Origin of the sequence: Catenulispora yoronensis (assembly GCF_039531695.1) — a bacterium.
Classification (GTDB): domain Bacteria; phylum Actinomycetota; class Actinomycetes; order Streptomycetales; family Catenulisporaceae; genus Catenulispora; species Catenulispora yoronensis.
Window position 1 is genome coordinate 97,228 of record NZ_BAAAQN010000011.1, and the last position, 23,293, is coordinate 120,520.

The 23,293-nt window shown below is 70.3% G+C and carries 15 protein-coding genes; 11 read left to right on the forward strand and 4 right to left on the reverse strand.

From position 1 onward, the window contains the following. Window positions 1-6: 6 nt before the first annotated feature. Window positions 7-1,185, reverse strand: a complete 1,179-nt coding sequence (locus ABD481_RS12120; protein WP_344665692.1) for an ROK family transcriptional regulator — start codon at window positions 1,183-1,185, stop codon at window positions 7-9. A 243-nt stretch (window positions 1,186-1,428) separates the two neighbouring features. On the opposite strand from ABD481_RS12120, the gene ABD481_RS12125 reads away from it, so the two are divergent. Continuing rightward, window positions 1,429-3,639 carry a discoidin domain-containing protein gene (locus ABD481_RS12125; protein WP_344665693.1) on the forward strand — a complete coding sequence of 737 codons (2,211 nt, stop codon included), beginning with the start codon at window positions 1,429-1,431 and terminating at the stop codon, window positions 3,637-3,639. A gap of 94 nt (window positions 3,640-3,733) precedes the next feature. On the opposite strand, the gene ABD481_RS12130 is transcribed toward ABD481_RS12125, so the two are convergent. From ABD481_RS12130 to ABD481_RS12140, 3 genes are all read right to left on the reverse strand, one after another. Further along, complete coding sequence (locus ABD481_RS12130) at window positions 3,734-4,543, reverse strand: hypothetical protein (RefSeq protein WP_344665694.1); 810 nt, start codon at window positions 4,541-4,543, stop codon at window positions 3,734-3,736. Between the two features lie 53 nt (window positions 4,544-4,596). Beyond that, entirely contained in the window at window positions 4,597-5,268 is a 672-nt protein-coding gene (locus ABD481_RS12135) for an RNA polymerase sigma factor (protein ID WP_344665695.1), read from the reverse strand. A 125-nt stretch (window positions 5,269-5,393) separates the two neighbouring features. After that, window positions 5,394-6,551, reverse strand: coding sequence for a mandelate racemase/muconate lactonizing enzyme family protein (locus ABD481_RS12140; RefSeq protein ID WP_344665696.1), 1,158 nt, complete (start codon window positions 6,549-6,551; stop codon window positions 5,394-5,396). A 137-nt stretch (window positions 6,552-6,688) separates the two neighbouring features. Between ABD481_RS12140 and ABD481_RS12145 the strand changes: the two genes are divergently transcribed. The 10 genes from ABD481_RS12145 to ABD481_RS12190 all read left to right on the forward strand — a co-directional run bounded on the left by ABD481_RS12145 (window position 6,689) and on the right by ABD481_RS12190 (window position 23,256). Next, a complete protein-coding gene (locus ABD481_RS12145) occupies window positions 6,689-7,552 on the forward strand; it encodes an ABC transporter permease (protein WP_344665697.1) in 864 nt (287 codons plus the stop codon). A 30-nt stretch (window positions 7,553-7,582) separates the two neighbouring features. Beyond that, a complete protein-coding gene (locus ABD481_RS12150) occupies window positions 7,583-8,617 on the forward strand; it encodes an ABC transporter substrate-binding protein (protein ID WP_344665698.1) in 1,035 nt (344 codons plus the stop codon). Then, window positions 8,614-9,456, forward strand: coding sequence for an ABC transporter ATP-binding protein (locus tag ABD481_RS12155; protein ID WP_344665699.1), 843 nt, complete (start codon window positions 8,614-8,616; stop codon window positions 9,454-9,456). The genes ABD481_RS12150 and ABD481_RS12155 overlap by 4 nt, the downstream gene beginning before the upstream one ends. A 32-nt stretch (window positions 9,457-9,488) precedes the next feature. Continuing rightward, on the forward strand, window positions 9,489-10,658 hold the full coding sequence (locus ABD481_RS12160; RefSeq protein ID WP_344665700.1) for a sugar phosphate isomerase/epimerase family protein: 1,170 nt from the start codon (window positions 9,489-9,491) through the stop codon (window positions 10,656-10,658). A gap of 76 nt (window positions 10,659-10,734) precedes the next feature. Next, entirely contained in the window at window positions 10,735-11,640 is a 906-nt protein-coding gene (locus ABD481_RS12165) for a DUF1996 domain-containing protein (RefSeq protein ID WP_344665701.1), read from the forward strand. Between the two features lie 68 nt (window positions 11,641-11,708). Further along, window positions 11,709-13,454 carry a copper resistance CopC/CopD family protein gene (locus tag ABD481_RS12170; RefSeq protein ID WP_344665702.1) on the forward strand — a complete coding sequence of 582 codons (1,746 nt, stop codon included), beginning with the start codon at window positions 11,709-11,711 and terminating at the stop codon, window positions 13,452-13,454. A 14-nt stretch (window positions 13,455-13,468) separates the two neighbouring features. Further along, entirely contained in the window at window positions 13,469-14,818 is a 1,350-nt protein-coding gene (locus ABD481_RS12175) for a sugar phosphate isomerase/epimerase family protein (RefSeq protein WP_344665703.1), read from the forward strand. Between the two features lie 77 nt (window positions 14,819-14,895). Beyond that, the gene (locus ABD481_RS12180; RefSeq protein WP_344665704.1) at window positions 14,896-16,905 is read left to right on the forward strand and encodes a glycosyl hydrolase family 8; all 2,010 of its coding nucleotides are present in this window, start codon (window positions 14,896-14,898) and stop codon (window positions 16,903-16,905) included. Between the two features lie 277 nt (window positions 16,906-17,182). Then, window positions 17,183-21,166, forward strand: a complete 3,984-nt coding sequence (locus ABD481_RS12185) for a glycosyl hydrolase 2 galactose-binding domain-containing protein (RefSeq protein ID WP_344665705.1) — start codon at window positions 17,183-17,185, stop codon at window positions 21,164-21,166. Window positions 21,167-21,192: 26 nt separating this feature from the next. Beyond that, the gene (locus tag ABD481_RS12190) at window positions 21,193-23,256 is read left to right on the forward strand and encodes a ricin-type beta-trefoil lectin domain protein (RefSeq protein ID WP_344665706.1); all 2,064 of its coding nucleotides are present in this window, start codon (window positions 21,193-21,195) and stop codon (window positions 23,254-23,256) included. Window positions 23,257-23,293: the final 37 nt, after the last annotated feature.

A 23,293-nucleotide genomic window follows, 5' to 3' on the forward strand; every position in this document is an offset into this window, starting at 1 on the left:
GATTACTCAAATTGCGCCGGTGAGCCGCTCGGTGACCAGCCGCGGCCACACGGTCGCCGCCGCCACTGACACCGCCCCGACCAGTACCGCGGCGTCGCCCAGCTCCGAGATCTGGACCCGGGGCGGAAACGGGACCATTTCCTTCAGCCGGGTGCGCAGCGGGTCCAGGAGCACCGCGCCGTCGGCACCGAGCTCTCCGCCCACAACCACCAGCGGGACGTCCACCACCAGGGCGATCATCGCGATCGACGCCGCGACCCGGCGGGCCTGCTCGGCCACCGTCCGCAAGGCGAAACCGTTGCCCTGCCGGGCCTGTTCGAACAAGGTCTGCGGGGTCGGCGGCTCCTGCCCCGGGGGAATCCGGCCCGCTCGGGACTCGGCCCGGTGAGCGGTGGCGATGAGGTCGCGCAGGGAGTCCGCCGCCGGACTTTCGGGGGCGAAGGGGAGCCGGCCCGGGTAGTCGACTTCTCCGGCGGCGCCGTGGTGGCCGCGGCGCAGGCGGCCGTCGAGGACCAGGCCGGCGCCGACGCCCGAGCCGAGCGACAGGAACGCGAAGTCTCCGCTCTCCCGCCCCGCGCCGCGCCGCAGCTCGCCGAGCGCGGCCAGGTTGACGTCGTTGTCGACGTCCAGGAGATGGGGAAGCACGGGGCTGAGAGTGTCCACGATCGGGTGGTCCTCCCATTCCGGCTCGCTGCTGACCCGGATGCGGCCGGAACCCGGCTCCACGATCCCGGCCACGGCGGCCACCGTGCCCAGCACGGTCTCAGGGGTCGTCTCCGCTAATCGGGTCACCTGTTCGAGAACCGCGGCGGCGTCGGCGCGCAGCGCTTCGGCGCCGGTCCCCGAGCGCGGATGGTCGTACCGGGCGAGCACGGTGCCGTTGAGGTCGGCCAGGGCGCCGCGGACCACGCCGGCCCCGAGGTCGATGCCCAGCAGATGGCCGGCGTCGAAGGCCGGCTCATAGAACACGGCCCCGTAGTGCAGCCCGTCCGTCGGGCGGGCCGCCTCGCGGACCAAACCGGCCGCGACCAAGGCCTCGATGACGTGGTTCGCGGTCGGCTTCGACATGCCGAGACGGCGGGCGACCTCGGCCCGTGACAGCCGGGGCTCGCGCACGAGGGCGTCGAGAACGGCGCGCGCGTTGAGTTCGCGCAAGGTGGCAAGGGTGGCGCTTTTGGCTGTCACGGGCCTCGATCGTAGTGCCGGACGTGCACCGGACCGTCCGGTCTGCGGCCCAGCGTGCCACAAAATCTAGTAAAGTAAAGATACTTGACTTGATGTTGGCGTCGCCGGATACTGACGAACACCCAGCCCGCGCCGGCGCCGTACCCCGGGAGCCGGTCCCCTCTCCAGCGCGGCCCCTCACCTCCCGGTGCTCCCTTCCGGAATCTCGACCGCGGCCGCGCCCTGCCCAGAAAAGGAAGGCGCATGCCCCGTATACGAAAACTGACCCGCTATGCCGCCGTCGCGACCGGCGTTGTCAGCGTCCTGGTCACGGCGGTGGTCAGCGTGAGCCCGTCGGCGAGTGCTGATACCAGCGGCGCGCTGACGGTCGGCTCGGCGAACGCCGTGAGTTTCAACCCCTTCCAGGGGCTCGGCACCACGATCGACTCCTTCGACGCGGTGCAGGGCATGACCCATTCCCTGGCCAACGGCGTCACCGACCCCAGCGGCAACGACCCGGGCACCCGTCCGAAGCCGGGCTTCGACGCCGACCTGTTCACGCCGGACGAGGCGTTCAGCGCCTCCAACATCTCGCACCTGGCCACCAGCGGCCTGCGTCCGCTGTCCTACCGGCTGGTCACCGAGCTGCGGGAGGAGACCTGGCACTGGGGCAACACCGGCAGCCTGAGCGAGGGCACGACCGGCTACTGGACCAGTGCCCCGGACGGCAATCCGGTCAAGGAATCCTACGGATACGACATTGCCCACGGCGGCAGCTCGCTGCCCGGCGGGGAGAACGCTTATATCTCCCGCCTGGACGACGGCAGCACCTCCAGCTATTGGAAAAGCAATCCGTATCTGGACCAGACCTATACCGGCCAGCCCAATTCGGCCCATCCCACGTGGGCGGTGGTGGACCTGGGCGCCAGCACCACGGTCAACACGGTGAAGATCAAGTGGGCCGATCCGTACGCGGTCTCCTACCAGGTCCAGTTCTGGCACGCGGACTCCTCGGCCGCCAGCGACCCGAACCCGTTCGACACGCCGGACCAAGGACACTGGCAGACGTTGACCGGCGGTTCGGTCACCGCCGGCCACGGCGGCCTGGCGACCATCAGCGTGACCCCGCAGAAGGCGGAGTTCATCCGGGTCCTGATGAACACCTCCAGCGGGACCTGCGCCGGCGGTGACAGCGCCGATCCCCGCAACTGCCTGGGCTTCGCGATCGACGAGCTCTACGCCGGCAACACCAGCGGCGGGACGTTCACCGACGCGGTCAAGCACGGCAACGAGACCAAGCAGTCGACGACCTACACCTCGTCGAACGACCCCGCCGAGGACGCCTCCTCGGTCCGGCAGTTCGATCAGCCGGGCCTGGACGCCGTCTACGACAGCGGTGCGAACCAGAACCTTCCGATGATGGTGCCGGTCCCGGTGCTGTACAGCACGCCGGAGAACGCCGTCGCGCTGGTGCGCTACCTGGAGTCGAAGGGCCGCAAGATCTCGTCGGTGGAGATCGGGGAGGAGGCCGACGGCCAGTACACGACCCCTGAGGACTACGCCGCGCTGTGGTCGCAGTGGGCCACGGCTCTCCACGCCTTCGACCCGACCCTGGTGCTGGGCGGCCCGGCCCTCCAGGACTCGACGGCGTCGAGCTGGAACGACGCCGCCCAGAGCGACGTCGACTTCGGCACCCGGTTCATCCGCGCGCTCAAGGCCTACGGACACCTCGGCGACCTGGGCTTCTACTCCTTCGAGCAGTACCCGGTCTTCGACGTCAACAACTCCACGGACGCCTACAACCTGCTGCTGAACGAGCCGAAGCGCAGCGCCGCCGTGCTGGCCGAGCTGCGCAGCACCATCCCCGCGGGCATTCCGTTGATGGTCACCGAGCAGTCGGCCTACGACGACACGCTTCAGGGCGGCCTGTGGCAGGCGGACTTCCTCGGCTCGATGTTCACCGGCGGCCTGGCCGCCGACTTCAACTACCAGGCGCTGCCGCAGCACCTGTTCGACGGCATCGCCTCCAACCTGTTCACCGCCGACTCGCACGGGCAGTACAACGGGACCACGTCGCAGTACTGGGCCAGCTCCCTGCTGGGGAACACCTGGCTCCAGCCGGTCAACGCCGCCCAGCAGCTGTATCCGGTCTCGGTCCCGGCCACGGTGAACTCCAACGGCCAGCAGCTGCTGACCGCCTACGCCGTGCACCGTCCCGACGGGCAGTGGGCCCTGATGGTGATCAACAAGAGCAAGACCGCGACCTACAAGAAGCCGGTCAGCATTCAGGGCTCGAACTTCACCGGGACGGTCGACAGCTACACCTGGGGCGCGAGCCAGTACGCGTGGCACGTCTCCAGCGGGGTGGGCAGTGCCTCCCCGAACACCGGTCCGGCCCACACCACGGGGGCGGCGGCCACCAGCTACACCTTCCCGCCGTTCTCGATCACGGTGCTCCGGGGCAAGGTCGGCTGACCTGTTCCGCCGACCTGGTCCGCCGATCCGTTCGGCCGACCATCGCTGGGGCCCGTCCCGTCCTGACCACCGGGTCGGGCCGGGCCCCTGACCGCTACCGGCTCGACGACCGGCTGCGGGGCGGCGCGGGGGAGGGGTGATGCTCCGAAGCGGCCGACGACGACGGCGGCGGCGGATAGTCGACCCCGGCGGCGATGAGCAGCGTTTCGCAGTAGGCGATGATGCGGTCCTCACCGCCGGCCACCGCCGTGAGCTGGTCCCGCGCCGCCGGATCGATGGTCTTGCTGTGCAGGCCTTTCTGGTCGACAAGGATCACCTTGCACAGGGCCAGGTCGGACATGAGCGTCCCGGTCGCGCCCGGGCTCGGGGGCGGGCCCGGCAGCGACACCGCGGACGAGGAGCCGACGGGCGGCATGCCCGTCGGCCGGTCGGTGGGCGGGGGCGTAGGGGCTCCCGGCCCACCGACGCTCACCGTGCTGCTGCCGTCCCGGTGCCGCTGGCCGTGCTGCGGAACGCCGATGCCGCCGAGCACGGTGTGCGCCATCTGCTGGACCGGGCCCGGCAGGGCGCCGGTCTCGGCGACGGTCGTGGTCGCGACGACGAGCAGGGAGGCGCTCACCGTGGCGGCCAGGACTGGTTTGCGCCAGCGGGGAAGGCCGCGCCGGTGTGCGGAACGGGAGCCGGAGGGGGAGCGGCCGTGGGGGCCGAGAGCGTCCGGGTGCTGCGACGCCGGATCGGATACCGGACCGGATGCCGGATCGGATACCGGCTCGGACACCGCGGATCGGAACGCGTCCAGGGCCGGTTCCAGCCCCGCGAGCTCCTCGGGGTGACCGGGAGCGCGCAGCGCCTTCTCGAAGGCCTTGCTCGTCGGATCGTCATGCCCCTTGTTCCGCACTCGCACCCACACTCGCTCCTCGGTTCCGCGGCCCGTTCGGCTCTCCCGGCTCATCCGGCTCATGACGTGGCCCCCTTCCGCACGGCGCCGGACCGGCCACCGCCGCCCCCACTGCCGCCCCCGCCCCCGCCCGGGTCACCGCCGTCACCGCCGTCACCGTCGCCGCCACGGCCGTCGTCATTCTCCCCGATCACCTGCGCCAGCCGCCGCAATCCCCGCATGGCGTTGATCCGCACCGCGCCGGCGCGCTTGCCCAGCACCTCGGCGGTCCGCGCGACGTCCAGGCCGACCATGACGCGCAGCAGCACCGCCTCGGCCTGGTCCTTCGGCAGCGCGGCGACCAGGCTCAGCGCGTCGTCGGTGGCGAGCCGCTCCAACGCGCTGGCGGCGGTGTCGCCGGCGGCCACCCGGTCGTCGGCGAACTCCGCGAGGTCCACCGGCGCCGCCGGGGACTCGCGGTGACGGCCCTCGCGGCGCAGCTCGTCGACCGCGCGGTTGCGGGCGACCCGGAACAGCCACACCCGGAACGCCGTGCCGTCGCCGCGGAAGCCGCGCAGCTCGCGGGCCGCCTTCAGCCAGGTCTCCGAGGCGATGTCCTCCGCCGCCTGCGGGATCAGGACCCGCAGGTAGCGCAGCAGCAGCGGTTGCAGCAGGTGCCACAGCTGGGTGAAGCCCGCCTCCTCGCCGGCCTGCGCGCGGCGCAGGGCCCGGCACAGCTCTGCTTCGTCCACCGAGTCGGCTCCTCCCCGAGTCGGCCTGCGGTCCGGGATCTCCCGGGACCGGGTGTCCGGCGGGAGGTGTAACAGCGACGCGCGCATCATCGTCCCTTTCCCCGGACCGCGTCACCAGGACCGGGTCACGAGTGCCGGACCGCGAGCACGTCGACCGCGAGGTCGCGGACGGCCGCCTCGTCGACCTCGACGCCCAGACCCGGTCCGGCCGGCACGTCCGCCCAGCCGTCCTCCACCCGCACGGTGGTCGGGGCGTAGGGCGAGGCCACGAACTGCCGGCCGTTCAGATCGACCGGACCGGTGACCCCGAAGGCGGAGAACAGATGCAGGGAAGCGGCCAGACCCACGTCGGAGTCGGTGAGCCCGGATCCCATGAGCCGCACCCCGCTGTCCTGCGCCAGCTCGCACAGCCGCCGGGACAGCGTCAGGCCGCCGCTGCGCTGGACCTTCGCGATGGCGACGTCGACGGCGTCCAGCTTCACGAAGGTCGCCAGGTCGGTCGGATGGCGCAGGCTCTCGTCCAGGGCCACCGGGATCGGGCTCACCTGCCGCAGCCGGCGCAGACCGGCCACGTCGTTGGCGGGCAGCGGCTGTTCGAAGGCGGTCACGCCGTACTCGGTCAGCGCCCGGGCCAGGGCCAGGGCCCGGTCGACGGTGTAGGCCTGGTTGGCGTCCACCCACAGCGGCGCGTCGGGTGCCGCGTTCCGCACCGCCGCCACGATCGCCAGGTCCTCGGCGTCGCCGTGCAGGCCGATCTTGACCTTGAACGCCCGGTACCCGAGCCCGGCGCCCTCGGCGACGGAGTCCGCGACCGCCTCCGGCCCCGGCCCGGAGACCACCCAGCCCAGCTGGATCCGCTCGGCGCGGCGCCGGCCCCACAGCACGCCGACCGGCACGCCCAGGGCCCGGCCCAGCAGGTCGTGCAGGGCGACGTCGACCGCGCACTTGGCCAGCGGCGCGCCGATGGAGAACCCGCGGTTGATCGCGCGGTCGAAGGCGGTGGTGACCCCGTCCAGGTCCCAGGCCGGGCGGCCGAGCAGGGCCGGGGCCAGGTAGCGGTCGACGGTGGTGACGATCGACTCGGCGGTCTCGTAGGTCCAGGCCGGGATCGGCGTGGCCTCGCCCCAGCCGTGCACGCCGTCCGCCGACACCTTCACCAGGACCCTGATGCTCGGGCGGCCGGCCTCGGTGACGGTGCCGCCGGCCACCCCGAAGGAGCGAAGCGTCGGCAGCGCGACGGCGAAGGTCTGCACCCGGTCGACCACGAGCTCTGCGATGGACATTCCAGTCTCCGAACTTAGAGAAGCGATTTGCTTGACCTGATTGAAACACAGACCTACGATCCGGGAAAGCGCTATCCCGAAACGTGTACGGAACATTTACCAGGATCATTCACCGAAGTTTTCCAGGACGGAGATCGATGAAGCTTGCCCAGCTCAGAACCAATGAAGAAGTGAGGAGTGAACCCGTGACCCGATCTTCTTCATGGCGTTCAAATGCCGCCTCTGCGGTATTTCAGATATGGCGTCCGGCGGCTTTGCTCGTCGGCTGCCTGGGGATCTGGTGGCTGATTTCCGCAGCCCATTTGGTCAAGGCGTACCTGGTGCCCTCGCCGGCCGCCACCGCCGAGGTGCTGACCCGGCAGTGGCCGTACCTGTCGCACAACGCCTGGGTCACGCTGTACGAGACGCTGATCGGCTTCGCGGTGGCGGTGGTGGTCGGCGTGGCCGCCGCGGTTCTGATGGTGTACTCGCGGAACGTGGAGGCGGCCCTCTACCCGCTGCTGCTGTTCGCGCAGGTGGTGCCGAAGATCGCGGTCGCGCCGCTGTTCGTGGTCTGGCTCGGCTTCGGCCTGACGCCGAAGATCCTCATCGCGGTGCTGATCGCCTTCTTCCCGGTGGTGATCTCCGCGGTCACCGGTCTGAAGTCGGTCGACCCGGAGATCCTGGACCTGGCCGCGACCATGGGCGCGGACACCTGGAAGACCTTCGCCAAGATCCGGTTCCCGGGGTCGCTGCCGTATCTGTTCTCCGGGCTGAAGGTGGCCGTGACGCTGGCCGTCACCGGCGCGCTGGTCGGCGAGTTCGTCGGCGCGAACGAGGGCCTGGGATTCGTGATCCTCCAGGCCAACGGCAACCTCGACACCCCCACGCTGTTCGCCGGGCTGCTGGTGCTCACCGCCATCGGGGTGGTGCTGTTCGCCGCCGTCGAACTCGCCGAGCGCTGGGCCCTGCCCTGGCACGCCAGCCGCCGTGGCCGGGGCGCCGCGGCCACCACGCTCTAGTCCCTACTCATTCTCTGGAAGGGCACTTCTGTGAAACTGCGCACCACCCTCGCCGCCTTGGCACTGGCCTCGATCCTGCTCGCCGCCGGCTGCGGCTCCGGCTCCGGCGGCCACGGCGCCGGCCCGGCCGGCACCTCCGGGTCCCCGGCGCACCTGGACAAGGTCACGCTCACGTTGAACTGGTACCCGTACGGCGAGCACGCCGCCCTGTACTACGGCCTCAAGACGGGCGTCTACCGCAAGTACGGCATCGACCTGACGATCCAGGCCGGCCAGGGCTCGGGCAAGACCGTGCAGGCGGTCGGCGCCGGGCAGAGCGACTTCGGCTGGGCCGACACCCCGGCCCTGATGCAGGCGGTCGGCAAGGGCGTGCCGGTCAAGAGCCTGGGGGTGTTCCTCCAGACCACGCCGGCCTCGGTGCAGTTCTTCTCCGACAAGGGCATCACCGGCCCGGCGGACCTGAAGGGCAAGAAGGTCGCCGGAACGGCCGGCGACGCGCTGTCCAAGACGTTCCCGGTGTTCCTCCAGAAGAACGGCATGCAGCTCTCGGACGTGTCGGTCCAGAACACCGACGCCGCCGGCAAGCTCGCCGCCGTCATCTCCGGCCAGGCCGACGCGCTGCTGGGCAACGCCAACGACCAGGGCCCGACCATCGCCGACAAGACCGGCCGGCCGACCACCGCGATGAAGTTCTCCGACTACGGGCTGACCTACTACAGCGACGGCCTCATCGCCTCGGACGGCACCGTGGCCAAGACCGACCTGGCGACCCGGATGGTCAAGGCCACCAGCGAGTCGTTCACCGCCGCGGCGGCCGACCCGGACGCGGCCGTGGCCGCGATGGCCGGCTCCTCCCAGCAACTGCCCTCCGCGACCGTGCTGAAGGCCCAGTTCGCCACCACCCTGGGCCTGCTGCACACCGCGGCCACCACGGGCAAGGCCCCCGGTGCCGACACCGAGGCCGACTGGCAGGCGACCATATCCGTGGTCTCCGGCGCCGGGCTGATCGGCGGCTCCGGGAAGATCGGCGACTACTGGGCCGAGTCCGTGGCGCTGAAGGCATGAGCGTGTCAGCCCACCGCACCCCGGCCGCGAGCGGCTCGCCGGCCGACGCCGAACCCCTCGGCCGCGCCGGCATCGTCGCCGAGTTCCACGACGTCTCCGTGCGCTTCTCCAGCAAGAAGCGCGATGTCCTGGCCCTGCGTAACGTCGGCCTGGAGGTCGAGCACGGCGAGTTCGTGTCCATCGTCGGCCCCTCCGGCTGCGGCAAGTCCACCCTGCTCAAGCTCCTCGCCGGGCTGCTGCTGCCGACGGACGGCCGGGTCGTCCTGCGCCGCCAGCGCGTGGTCGGGCCGCGCAGCGACATCGGCTACGTCTTCCAGCGTGCGGCGCTGCTCGAATGGCGCACCGCGCGGGGCAACATCCTGCTCCAGGCCGAGATGCGCCGCATGGACTCGGCCCGGGCCGCGCGCCGCGCCGACGAGCTGATCGAGATGGTCGGCCTCGCCGGCTTCCAGGACGCGCTGCCGCACGAGCTCTCCGGCGGCATGCAGCAGCGGGTCGCCCTGTGCCGGGCCCTGCTGCACAATCCCTCGGTCCTGCTCATGGACGAGCCGTTCGGCGCCCTGGACGCCCTGACCCGCGAGCAGATGAACGTCGAACTGCACCGGGTGTGGAAGCAGACCGGCACCACGGTCCTGCTGGTCACGCACTCCATCGCCGAGGCCGTCTACCTCTCCAACCGCGTCGCGGTGATGACCGCGCGGCCCGGCACCGTGGCCGCCGAGATCACCGTGCACCTGCCGGCCGAGCGGGACTACGCCGCCACCATGACCCAGCCGCAGTTCACCGCCGCCGCCGGCCGCATCCGCGAACTCCTCGGCGCCGAAAGCCACGCCGAGTAGCCCCCACCCCCTCTCGAAAGGCAGGACAGTCCATGAACGAGGTACGAAGACGCGCGCTGCTCGGCGCCGCGCTCGCGCTGCCCGCGACGGTGATCGCCGCGGGCTCGGCGGCGGCGTTCGCGGGCGGCGCGGCCCGGAACCCGGACGGATCCGCCGTGCCGGCCGCGACCCGGCGCAGCAGTTCGCGCTCGTCGTCGAAGTCGTCCTCGCCGTCGTCCCCGTCCTCGCCTTCGAGCTCCAGCTCGGGGCCCGGCGGCTACTACACCGGCGACTACAAGGTCAGCCTCAACCTCTACAGCTTCAACGTGAACCTGATCGCCTGGGTCGACAACCGGCGCGGCGCGCCGCCGCTGGACACGCTGTCGGCGATCAAGTGGGGTGCCGGCGCCGGATTCGAAGGCGTCGACGTTCCCATGTACTACGTGCCCGGGTATTCGGGCACGGCCATGCCCACCGCGTCCACCGCCTCCATCAAGGCCTTCGTGGACCAGATCAAGGCCACCGCGGCGGCCCAGAACCTGCCGATCACCGGCACCGGCATCGGCAACGACTTCGCACAGGCCGACAGCGCCGCCCGGGCCCTGGACGTCCAGCGCGCGCACTTCTGGATCGACATGGCGGCCGAGATGGGCGCACCGGTGTTCCGCGTGTTCTCCGGCGTGGTCCCGGCCGACCTGGCCACGGCCGGCGGCTGGGCCGGCGTGGCCCAGTCCCGGGTCGTGCCCGCGCTCCAGGACGTGGCGGCGTACGCGGCCACCAAGGGCGTGAAGGTGGCCTTGCAGAACCACGGCGACATGACCGCCACCGCCGACCAGACGATCCAGATCCTCCAGTGGGTCGGCAACCCCAACCTGGTGCTGCTCGACGACACCGGGTACTTCCGGCCGTTCCAGGCCGCGACCGGAGACAACTACGACTGGTACGGCGACATCGCCAAGGTGCTGCCGTACTCCGGGGACATCCAGGTGAAGCTGAAGCCGGCCGGCGCCGACTCGGCCGGCCCGGCCATGGACTTCGCCAAGCTCCTGTCGAGCGTCCGGGCCTCTCCCTACCGGGGCTACGTCAACCTCGAACGCCTCTGGGCCAAGACCGACTCCGACAACCCCAAGACCCAGCCCGCGCCGCCGTACACCGAGGTCTCGCAGTTCCTGACGCAGGTGCGGACGGCGCTCGCGGCGACCAAGGCGGGCCCGGTCGGCTGACCCGCTCAGGCCCGAGATCGGTATCAATCGGTACCGATCCAGATCACCCGAACAATCGGAATGGAAGGTACCTCCCATGACCCCACGACGCATCCGGGTCCTGCTGGCGGCCGTCGCCGCCTTCGCGATCCCGGTGACCGTCGCCCTGGCCGCGCAGACCGCCAGTGCCGGCGGTACGCACCCCGCCGCCGCCGTGCCGGCCGCGGGCAGCAACCAGGGCAAGTTCGAAAGCGTGTGCTTCTACAGCCACGCCGCCAAGAACGACGCGATCATCTACCCGAACCAGCCCGGCGCCTCGCCGCACATCCACGACTTCCTCGGCAACCCGAGTACTGACGCCAACTCGACTGTCGCCAGCCTCCAGGCCGCCGGGACCAACTGCGTGAACAACCTCGACTTCGCCGCCTACTGGGTGCCCTCGCTGCTCAAGGGCGCGACGATCCCGCCCGGCGGCGGCCTGCCGGTCGGCGGCACGCCGATCCAGCCGTCGAGCGTCACCGTCTACTACCTGTCCAACGGGAAGAACAACACCCAGCCCTTCCCGCTCGGGCTGAAGCTGATCACCGGCAACGCGCACGCCACCTCGGCGGCGCAGGAGTCCAATGTGTACTGGGGCTGCTCCACGTCGTTCCCCACCTCGCCGACCGCGCCGACCTGCGCCTCCGGTGAGGAACTGCACGTCCGGGTCGACTTCCCGGACTGCTGGAACGGGACCTCGCTGGACAGCCCCACGCACACCGGGCACGTGGCCTACTCCGACGGCAAGGGCACCTGCCCCGCCGGATTCCCGGTGCCGGTGCCGCAACTCAGCATCCTGGTGAAGTACCCGAACCCGGGCACCTCCAACTTCCTGCTGTCCTCGGGCCCGACGTACACAATGCACGGCGACTTCATCAACGCCTGGGACGCGGCCGAGATGGCCAAGCTGACCAAGGTCTGCCTGGACGCCGGCGTCAAGTGCAACCGCGACACCTCCTTCTGAGGATCGCTGGTCTCCTCCCGTCGCACCCGGCGGGAGGAGACCGGCCCCGGCGGCCGGTCGTGCCGGTCGTGACGGTCGTGACCGCCGCCGCCCGGGTGGCGATCGTCACGGCGGTGGCCGGGCTGCTCCTCACCGGGGCGGCGTCCCCGGCCTCGGCCCACGCCTCCGTGGTGGCGACGACGCCGGGCGACGGCACCGTCCTGACCACCGGGCCCGCGACCGTCGCGGTCTCCTTCGACCAACCGGTGACAGCCGGAACCGGAGCGCTGCGAGTGCTCGCACCGGACGGCCACCGCGTGGACAGCGGCTCACCGTTCCACCCCGCCGGCCGCGGCTCGGACCTCGCGGTGACCCTCGGCGACCGAAGCGAGCGAGGGACCTACACCGTCGCATGGCGGGTCGTCTCGTCCGACTCGCACCCGGTCTCCGGCGGCTTCACCTTCAGCATCGGCATCGCGACCACCGTCACGTCACCCGACGCGGCCGGCCAACCGACCGGGAGCCGCACGGTCGGCGTCCTGTTCGGCATCGCCCGCTGGACCGCGTACACGGGCTACGCCGCCCTGGTCGGCGGCACGACCTTCGCCACCTGGTGCTGGCCGGCCGGCAGCGCACTGCGAAGCACCCGACGCATGCTGACCGCCGCCTGGGCGACAACCGTCGCCGGAACCCTCGGCTGCCTGCTGGCACAAGGGCCGTACGGCGCCGGCCTCGGCCTCGGCACGGCGACGTCCTGGCCGGTGCTCAGCCAGACGCTCGCCACCCGGCTCGGAACAGCGGTGCTGGTTCGGCTCGCCCTCCTGGTCGCCGCCGTGCCGGTGCTGATCCTGCTGCTCCAACGCCGCCATCGCCCGGCCACCGGAACACTCGCCAGCCTCATGGCGACCGCGCTGAGCGTCACCTGGGTCGCCGCCGACCACGGAGGCAGCGGCGAGCAGGTGGAGATAGCGGTGCCCGTCAGCGCACTGCACCTGCTGGCCACAGCCATTTGGCTCGGCGGTGTCGCCTTTCTCGCGATGGTGGCGCTGCGGGAGGGGAGCAGCGCGGCCCGGGTCCGGGCGGATGAGGAGTCCGCCAGCAAACCCGAATCCGGACCGGGCCTCGAAGCGGGCAGCGGACTTGATTCGAGTACTGGCGCCGGATTCGGATCGGACCTCGAAGCGGGCGTGAAGCGTTTCTCCCGCCTGGCGCTCGCTTGCATCATCGTGCTCCTCGCATCAGGGCTCTACGACTCGTGGCGCGGAGTCGGCACTTGGGCAGCACTTATCGGCACCGCCTACGGCCGCCTGATCATCGGCAAAACCGCCGGCTTCGCCCTCGTGCTCTGCCTCGGCGCGACCGCACGCCGCGCCCTCGCTCGGCGCGCCCTGCCGAGCCTGCGCGACACCGTCGTCGTCGAGACCGGTGTCGGCCTGGGCGTTCTCGCGCTGGCCGCCGTGCTGGTCGAGGTCCAGCCCGGCCGCACGGCCTACGCACCGCCGGTCCATGCCACCGCGGCCTTCGACACCGGCGGGCCGCATGGTGCCGGCACCGCGCAGCTGGTCGTCGATCCGGCCCGCACCGGGTTCGCCACCTTCGACCTCGCGATCGTCGACCCGGCGCGGTCCCCGGTCCGCGAGGCCGAGGTCAGCGCCGCCCTCCAGCTCGACGCCCAGCGCCTGGGCCCGCTGCCGGTCACCTTCACCGACGTCGGCACCGGCCGCTACCGCGCCACCGCCTCGATCGCCGTTCCCGGCGCCTGGGTGCTGCGCGTCACCGTCCGCAGTGACGCGCTCAACGAGACGACCGTCGCCTTCCCCGTGAAGGTGCACTGACCGAGAGGGACCCCATGAGCAAGGACCGCATGAGCAAGGACCGCATGAACCTGGAACGCCGCACCCTCCTCAAGCTCGCCGGCGGTTCCGCCGCCGCGCTGACCCTCGGCCTCCCGCCGGCCGCGGCGCGCGCCGCCCAGGCCCCCGGCACCGTGCCGCACCACTACTTCGACGGCGACTACCTCGTCAGCATGAGCCTGTTCTGCTTCAACCAGAACATCGACACCTGGCTCCGCGGACGGGCGAACGGCGCCCCGCCGCTCACCACCGCGGCGGCCATCGACTGGGCCAAGGCCGCGGGCTTCGACGGCGTCGACATCACCGCCTACTACATCCCCGGCTACGACACCCACACCATGCCGACGCTGCCCACCGACCAGATCGTGGCGTTCGCCAAGGGGCTGCGCGCGCAGTGCGAGCACCTGAACCTGCGTGTCACCGGCACCGGCGCGTTCAACGACTTCGCCGACCCGAACGCCGCCCGCCGGGCCCTGGACGTGCAGCGCGTCCAGTTCTGGACCGACATCGCGGCGGTGCTGGGTGCCCCGGCGATCCGGGTCTTCAGCGGCGTGGTGCCGACCGACCTGGACGCCGCCGGCGGCTGGGCCGCGGTGGCGCAGCAGCGGATTGTCCCGGCCCTGCAACAGGTGACGGCCTACGCCGCCACGCGCGGTGTCAGGGTCCTGCTCCAGAACCACGGCGACATGACCGCCACCGCCGACCAGACCATCCAGCTCCTGCAATGGGTCGGCGACCCGAACATCGCCATCATCGACGACACCGGCTACTTCCGCCCCTTCCAGACCGGGGACGGCGCCGCCTACAACTACTACTCCGACATCGACAAAGTGGTCCCGTATTCCCGCAGCATCCAGGTCAAACGCAAGCCCGGCGGCGAGACCGACAGCGCGCTGATGGACTACCGCCGCCTGTTCACCGGGCTGCGGATGGCCGGGTACCGCGACGTGATGCCGTTGGAGCGGCTGTGGGCCAAGACCGACCCCGACACCCCCAAGAACCAACCGACGCCGCCGTACCAGCAGGTCGCGGACTTCCTGGCCGAGGTCCGCGCGGGACTCGCGGCGACCAAGACCAACGCCTTCGACGCCGTCCGCAAGAGCATCGACCGGCTCGGCGCGGCCGGGCAGATCGGCCACGGCAGCCGGTCCGCGCTGGTCGCGCTGATCAGCGACGCCGGACACCGCTACGACATCGCGCAGCCCGCGCTCGCGCTGAGCGGCCTGCGCGAGTTCTTGGCCGTGCTCGCCGCCGCCCCCGCGGACATGTCCGCCGACGCCGTCGCCGCGCTCACCTCGCAGACCGGCGGTCTGCTGCTCGCCGCGAACGACGTCTTCGAGTCCTGACGGTCCGGCGGCTGCTGTGCCGCCGTCACGATGACCGCCTCCACCCGGCACCATCCACCCCACAGAGAGGAACCACCGTGTCCCCCCGCACTAGGCGCACACTGAGCCTGGGTGCGACCATCAGCACCCTGACTCTGGGCCTGATGACCGCCACCGCCTCGCAATCCGCACACGCCGCCGGTCCCGCCCACGCCTTCCCGTCCCACCAGACCTACAAGGTCGGTGTGATGCCGTCGGCGTCGCAAGCGGTCCGCGACGCCGCAGTCCAAAAGCAGTACGACTCCTGGAAGGCCACGTATCTGGTCCACGGCTGCGCCACCAACGAGTACTACGTCTCGACCAAGGGAGACAAGGACGCCACCAACAACGGCCCGGTCTCCGAGGGTCAGGGTTATGGGATGAACATCGTGCCGTTGATGGCCGGGTACGACGCCAATGCCCAGGCCGAGTTCAACGGTCTGTGGCAGCTGGTCAAGGACCACGAGGACCAGTACGGCATGATGCAGTGGCAGCTGGACGGCAAGACCTGCAAGTACTACAGCTCCGGTGCTCCGGACGGCGCGACCGACGGCGACCTAGACATCGGCTACGGTCTGATCCTGGCCGACAAGCAGTGGGGCGGCTACCAGGCCGACGCCCTGAACTGGCTGAGCAACTTCTACGCCCACAATGTGGCGCCGGACGGCCACCTCAAGTGCGAGGACGACGGTCCGAACACTGACACCCGTCCTTCGGACCAGATGATCGACCACTTGCGGGCGTTCGCGGCGTACGACTCCGCGCACGACTGGAACAAGGTGATCACCCGCACCGAGGCCGTCGACTCCTCGCTGGTGAGCAATTACTCCTCGGCCTACGGTCTGCTCCCGGACTTCGTGGTCGGCGCCAACGCGACACCGCAGCCCGCGCCCGCGCACTACCAGGAGAACCAGCCGGACAACATCGTCGGCTACAACTCCATCCGCGTCCCCTGGCACATGGGAACCGACGCGCTGCTCAACGGCACCGCCGCGAGCTTCGAGCTCAGTGACGCCACCAAGTGGTCGAACTGCGCCAAGCAGGTGTCCGGCGCCAACCCGGGCAAGGTCTATCCGCACCTGAACCTGAACTGCACGGGCTACAACACCACCGATCTCGCGGAGGAGGCCGGCGACGCGATCGGCCCGTCCGCGATGGCGGCCGGCGACCAGGCGTGGACCGACACCATCTGGAGCTACCTCCAGACCAACCCCTACGGTGACGGCTACTTCGGCGAGTCCATCAAGACCCTGGTCATGATCGTGATGGCCGGGGACTACTGGAGCCCGGCCGCGTCCAGCACTCCGCCGCCGGCCAATAACTTCTCGGTGTCCGACGCGCCCGCCTCGGGCACGGTGACCGCGGGTTCGTCGGTGTCCTCCACGGTGTCGACGGCCGTGGTGTCGGGTTCGGCGGAGTCGGTGTCGCTGACGGCCTCGGGCCTGCCGAGCGGGGCGACGGCGTCGTTCAGCCCGGCCGGCGTGACGGCCGGTGGTGGCAGCACCCTGACGATCGCGACCTCCGCGTCGACCGCGTCGGGGACGTATCCGGTGACCATCACCGCGACGGCACCGTCGGCCACCCACACCGCCACGTTCAGCTTGGCGGTCACCGGCCCCGGCGGTGGCGGCGGTGCGATCGTCAACGGCGGATTCGAGTCCGGCAGCCTGACGGGATGGACCGTGAACAGCGGTTCGGCTTCGGCGGTGTCCTCCCCGGTGCACGCCGGTGGATTCGCCGCCTTGGTGGGCGCCGGCGCTGAGACCAATGGGCTGTCCAAGCTGTCGCAGAAGTTCACGGCGCCCTCCGGAAGCAGCACCCTGTCACTCTGGTACAACGTGAGCTGCACCGACAGCAGCGGCGGGTACGCCACGGTGCTGCTGGTGGACAACACGTCCTCCTCCACCACGCGAGTCCTGAACCGGGTGTGCACCACCGGTCAGGGCTGGAAGAGTGCCTCGGCCGCACTGACCGCGGGCCACTCCTACACCGTGGAACTGGAGTCCCGTGACGACGGCGTCAGCGGCACCCCCACGAACGCCGTCTACGACGACGTGACCGTGAGCTGACCGTCGGCTGAGATCCCCAAGACGTCCGGTCGCCGACTGCGGAGCGCGGCGGCCGGACCCTTTGCCATGCCATCGTAAGTATCCTGAGCTGCATATTAATCAACAGCTGGCTGAGAAAGAGCTTGCCGTCAGAGCTTGACGCCATCAGGCCCCGAAGTTAGCCTCCACCACGAGTTAGGAAAGCTTCCTAACTTGAACTCCCCCTCCCTGCGCAGGAGAGGCCCCGGCCGGTGTCCGCCGGCCGGATCCCCGTCTTCATCGAAACGGTAGGTGGGACATGCGAACACGAATACGCACGTCGGCGGGAGCGCTGGCCGCGACCGCCGCTCTGGGGCTGGCCTCGGTCGCCGCGGCCTCCGCGGGGCCGGTGCGGGCCACGACCGCCACCAAGAGCGTGACGGCGTCGGGCGTCCCGGCATCTGTCGCGCCGGTCCAGGCCGACGCGCTCGCGGCGTCCGTCCACGCGTCGTCGGCCGGCTCCCAAAGCGGCTCCACGGCGCTGACCACGCTGGGCGCCGCGGGCGGCTGGAAAGTCGTGACGAGCACGACCGCGACCCAGAGCGGGGCGCAGATCTCCGCGCCCGGCTTCAGCACCTCCGGCTGGCTGCCGGTGGCGAACGACGACGGCGGCGCGCCGGGCACCGAGATCAATGCCCTGCTTCAGAACGGCACCTGCCCGAACGTCTTCGTCTCCTCGAACATGAAAAGCTGCTTCGGCCAGATGACGAAGGTCGGCCCGGACACCATCGCGCAGTTCAGCGTGCCGTGGTGGTACCGGACCGACTTCGCGGCGCCGCCGGCCGGCCAGGGGGCCAAGCTGGTCCTGAACGGCGTTGTCGGCACCGCCGACGTGTGGGTGAACGGTACGCAGGTGGCCGCGTCGGTGACCGGCGGATACGTCCGGAACGTCTACGACCTCACCGCGCTGCTCAAGACCGGAACCAACTCGCTGGCCATCGAGATGCACCCGAACGACCCGACCAAGATGCTGACGCTGGACAACGTGGACTGGAGCCAGATCCCGCCGGACAACAACACCGGCATCCAGTTCCCGGTGCAGCTGGAGGCCGGCGGGGGACTGGTCGTGGACAACGCCCACGTCAACCAGAACACCGCGGCCGACCTGTCCAGCAGCGCCCTGACGGTCAAGGCCGACGTCGTCAACACCACGGCGAGCTCGCAGACCGGAACGGTCACCGCGACCGTGACGCCGCCCGGCGGCGGCAGCCCGATCACCGTCAGCCAGAGCGTGACGGTCGCCGCGAACAGCACCGGCACCGTGTCCTTCGCCCCGGCCGGGAACCCGGCGCTGACCATCGCGCACCCGCAGATCTGGTGGCCGTACCAGATGGGCGCGCAGCCGCTGTACACGCTGACCACCGCGGTTTCGCAGAACTCGACGGTCCTGAACACGGCCACTGAGAAGTTCGGCATCCGGAACACCACCACGCGCCTGGTCGGCTCCTCGACCGGGGCCCCGCAGGGGGTGCGTCAGTTCTCGATCAACGGCGTCGCCTTCGACGTCCGCGGCGGCGGCTGGGACCCGGACCTCTTCCTGCGCTACAGCGCGGCCGACACCGCCAAGCAGATCGGCCTGCTCAAGGCCCTGGGCATCAACACCATCCGGCTTGAGGGCCACCTCATGCCCGACGACTGGTACCAGCAGATGGACGCCGCCGGACTCCTGGTGAACGCCGGCTACCAGTGCTGCGACTTCTGGGAGGGGAGCTCGGCCGGGACGGTCTACCAGAGCACGGCGCAGTCCGTCGGCGCCGTGCTGCGCAACCACCCCAGCGTGACCAGCTTCCAGTGGAGCGACAACGCGCCGTCCTCGGCGCAGGAGACCCAGGCGCTGGCCGGGTTCGCCGCGTCCGACTTCACAGTGCCCTTCATCTCCTCGGCCGAGTACAACACGAGCCCCAAGCTCGGGACGTCGGGGGAGAAGGAGGGCCCTTATGACTGGGTGCCGCCGAGCTACTGGTACGACACGTCGCACTACGCCTCCGGCGACTCCACCCAGACCAACGCGGGCGGTTCCTGGGGCTACGACTCCGAGGAGAGCGCCGGCAACACGGTGCCGACGCTGGACTCGATCAACCGATTCATGTCCGCCGCCGACCAGAGCGCGCTGTGGCAGACCCCCGGCGCCAACCAGTACCACGCCAACTACGAGGGCACGAGCCACAGCGGCTACCACTTCGGCACCCTCTACAACCTGGACCAGGCCATCACCAACCGCTACGGCGCCCCGGGCAGCCTGAACCAGTACGTCGAGGAGGCGCAGGTCCAGAACTACGAGGACACCCGCGCGCAGTTCGAAGCGTTCATCGACCACTGGAACAGCAGCTCGCAGCCGTCGACCGGCACCGTGTACTGGCAGGTCAACAAGGGCTGGCCGACGCTGCTGTGGTCGCTCTACAACAACGACGGGGACCAGGCCGGCGCGTTCTTCGGAGCACAGAAGGCCAACCGGACCCTGCACGCCCTCTTCACTCTTGACGACCACACGGTCACCCTGGACAACCTGACCGGGCAGAACCAGTCCGGGGTGACGGTCGAGTCAAAGGTCTACGACACCAGCGGCGCGTTGCTGGACGACCAGACCTCGGCCGCCGCCGGCCTGGCTCCCCAGCAGGTGGTCAACAAGGTCCTGACTCCCAAGACCCCGACCGCCTCCGGCACCGTCTTCTTCGTCGAACTGCTGGTCCGGCAGAACGGCACGCTGGTGGACCGCAATGTCTACTGGCAGCCGACCACCGGCGACGTGCCGAACTGGTCCTCGACCATCGGCAACCCGCAGGCCGCGATGACGTCCTACGCGAACCTGACCGCGCTGCGGAACCTGCCGCAGAACTCCGCGGTCTCGGTGAGCGCCGCCACCACCGACGCGCCGGGCCCGAACGGCGCGGACAAGAAGGTGACGGTCACCCTGACCAACAACTCCACCACCAAGACCGTCGGCTTCTTCCTGCGCGCCGACATCCGGCGGGGCACCGCGTCCGGCCAGGAGCTCTCCGGGGACAACGAACTCCAGTCCTCGATCTGGGGCGACAACGACGTGACCCTGTGGCCGGGCGAGTCCGAGACGCTGACCGCGTCCTACAATTCGGCCGACCTCCAGGGCGCCACTCCGGTGGTGAGCGTCTCGGGATGGAACACGCCGAAGACCGATGTGGTGGCCGGCACCGCCACCAGCAGCAACGACTTCTCGGTCGCGACGGCGTCGCCGTCCGGCGCGGTGTCGGCGGGCGCCGCGGTCACGACGACCGTGTCCACCGCGCTCGTCTCGGGCTCGGCGGAGCCGGTGGCGCTGACGGCCTCGGGCCTGCCGAGCGGGGCGACGGCGTCGTTCAGCCCGGCCACGGTGACCGCCGGGAACAGCAGCATCCTGACGATCGCCACCTCCGCGTCGACGCCGGCCGGGACCTACCCGATCACAATCACCGGTACCGCGCCGTCGGCGACGCACTCGACCACGTACACGCTGCAAGTCTCCAGCGGCACGCCGACCAACGACTTCTCGATCGCGGTCGCCCCGACCGCCGGCTCGGTGTCGGCGGGCGGAACCGTGACCGGGACCGTCGCCACGACCGTGGTGTCGGGGTCGGCGGAGCCGGTGGCGTTGTCGGCTTCGGGTCTGCCCGGTGGGGCGACGGCGTCGTTCAGTCCGGCGACGGTCACTGCCGGGGCGAACAGTGCCCTGACGATCGCCACGTCCGCGTCGACACCGGCCGGGAACTACACGGTGACCATCACGGGCACCGCCACCTCGGCGACGCACACCACCTCGTTCGCTCTGACCGTCACTCCTGTCACCGGCGGCGGTCCGATCGTGAACGGCGGGTTCGAGTCCGGAACGCTGACGGGATGGACGGTGAACTCCGGCTCGGCCTCGGCGGTCTCCTCGCCAGTGCATTCCGGCGGCTTCGCCGCGTTGGTCGGCGCGACCGGTGAGACCAGCGGCACCTCGAAGCTGTCGCAGACCTTCACGGCGCCGTCGGGAAGCAGCACTCTGTCGTTCTGGTACGACGTGAACTGCACCGACACCAGCAGCGGCTTCGCCACGGTGTTCCTGGTCGACAACACCGCCTCCTCCACCACGCGGGTCGTGAACCGGGTGTGCGACACCGGAAAGGGCTGGAGGAGCGCCTCCGCGCCGCTGACCCCTGGCCACTCCTACACCCTTCAGCTCGAAGCCCGCGATGACGGCGTCAGCGGCACTCCCAGCAACGCCGCCTACGACGACATCACCGTCAGCTGACCGCCACCGTCGGAAAGGGATTCCGTATGTCCGTCAGACCTCGGATCAGGCTACTGAGCCTGTTCCTCACCGCGATCCTCATGGTCGCGGCGGCGCTCGGCATGAGCACCGCCCGCGCATCGAGCGGGCCGTCCAGCGCGTCATCGAGCAGGGCATCGAGCAGCGCGGCACCGGCCGCGGCCACCGGCACGCAGCAGATGTTCCTGACCTACTACGGCTGGTGGGACAACACACCGCCCGGAGGTGACATCTCCTACCCGAAGCTCCACAAGACCGCGGGCGGCACCGGGACCTACGCCGACCCGATCACCTTCGCCACCTACACCGGCGAACTCCCGGCCGGGACCATCGTGTACGTGCCGCGCGTCGGCAAGTACATGATCATGGAGGACTCCTGCCAGGAGTGCCAGGCCGACTGGAGCGGCCACGGCCCCAACGGCGGTCCGAACCTCTACCACATCGACATGTGGATCGGCGGCCAGGGCGGCAACGCCTTCGACGCGATCAACTGCGAGGACGCGCTGACCGACTACAACACCAACGGCACACCGACCCTGGAACCGATCGTGGTCAATCCGCCGAGCAACCTGGCGTACGACCCGATGCCGTTGTTCAACACCTCCACCGGCCAGTGCTATGACAACGCACAGTCCCCGGCGACGGTCGGCACCTACAAGAACGGCGCCAACGGCCAGTGCATCGACGATCCGAGTGACAGCACCACGATCGGCACCAAGCTGGTGACCACCGCCTGCACCGGCTCCGCCGAGCAGCAGTTCACCTTCCAGGGCGCCTTCCTGACCCGGAACAACCTGTGCGCCGACTATGGCGGCGGCTCCGGCGTCTCGCTCCAAAAATGCACAGCGGGTCCCACACAACAGTGGTCGGTCAACCCGAACGGCACCATCAGCGACATCCAGACCGGCCGTAAATGCATAGCGACCTCCGGCACCTCGGTCGTGGCCGCCAGTTGCTCGGGCACCGCCGCGCAATGGGCGTTCACCTCCACCATCGGCGTCCAGCCCGACTTCTCCATCACGGCGCCGAGCACCGCGACAGTCCAGGCCGGAGGCTCGACCACGGTCACGGTGAACACCGCGGCCACCGTCGGAGCACCGGAGAGCCTGAGCCTTCGGGCAGCGGGCTTTCCCACCAACGGCACGGGCACGTTCAACCCCGCCGCCGTCACCGCGGGGGGTAGCAGCACCCTGACGATCAGCGTGCCCTCCGGCACGGCGAACGGCACCTACACCATCGCGGCCACGGCCAGCGGCCCGACCGGTACCCACACGGCCTACACCGCACTGACCGTCGGTCCCGGCGGCCCGCCGCCGACCAACGACTTCTCGATATCGGATGCTCCGGTGTCGGGCTCGGTGGCGGCGGGTTCGTCGGCGTCCGTGTCGGTCTCGACAGCGGTCGTGTCGGGGTCGGCGGAGTCGGTGGCGTTGTCGGCTTCTGGCCTTCCGGGTGGGGCGACGGCGTCGTTCAGCCCGGCGACGGTGACCGCCGGTGGTAGCAGTGCACTGACGATCGCCACGTCCGCGTCGACGATCGCCGGGACCTACCCGGTGACGATCAAGGGCACTGCGACGTCGGCCACACACACCGCGACCTTCACCTTGACGGTCACCGGTCCCGGCGGTGGCGGCGGCGCGATCGTGAACGGTGGCTTCGAGTCCGGCACGCTGTCCGGGTGGACGCTGAACTCGGGTTCGGCCTCCGCGGTGTCGTCGCCGGTGCACTCCGGCGGTTTCGCCGCGCTGGTCGGCGCGACCGGTGAGACCAGCGGAACGTCGAAGCTGTCGCAGACGTTCACGGCACCGACCGGGAGCAGCACTCTGTCGCTGTGGTACTCGGTGCGTTGCACCGACACCAGCAGCGGCTTCGCCACTGTGTTCCTGGTCGACAACACCACCTCCTCCAGCACGCGGCTGTTGAACCGGGTCTGTACGAACGGTCAGGGCTGGAAGAGTCTTTCCGCTTCGGTGACGGCGGGCCATTCCTACACCCTGCAACTGGAATCCCGTGACGATGGCGTCAGCGGCACTCCCAGCAATGCCGTTTACGACGACATCACTGTGAGCTGATCGGTCAGCTCACAGGTTCGGCCGCCGCGCTCCGTGC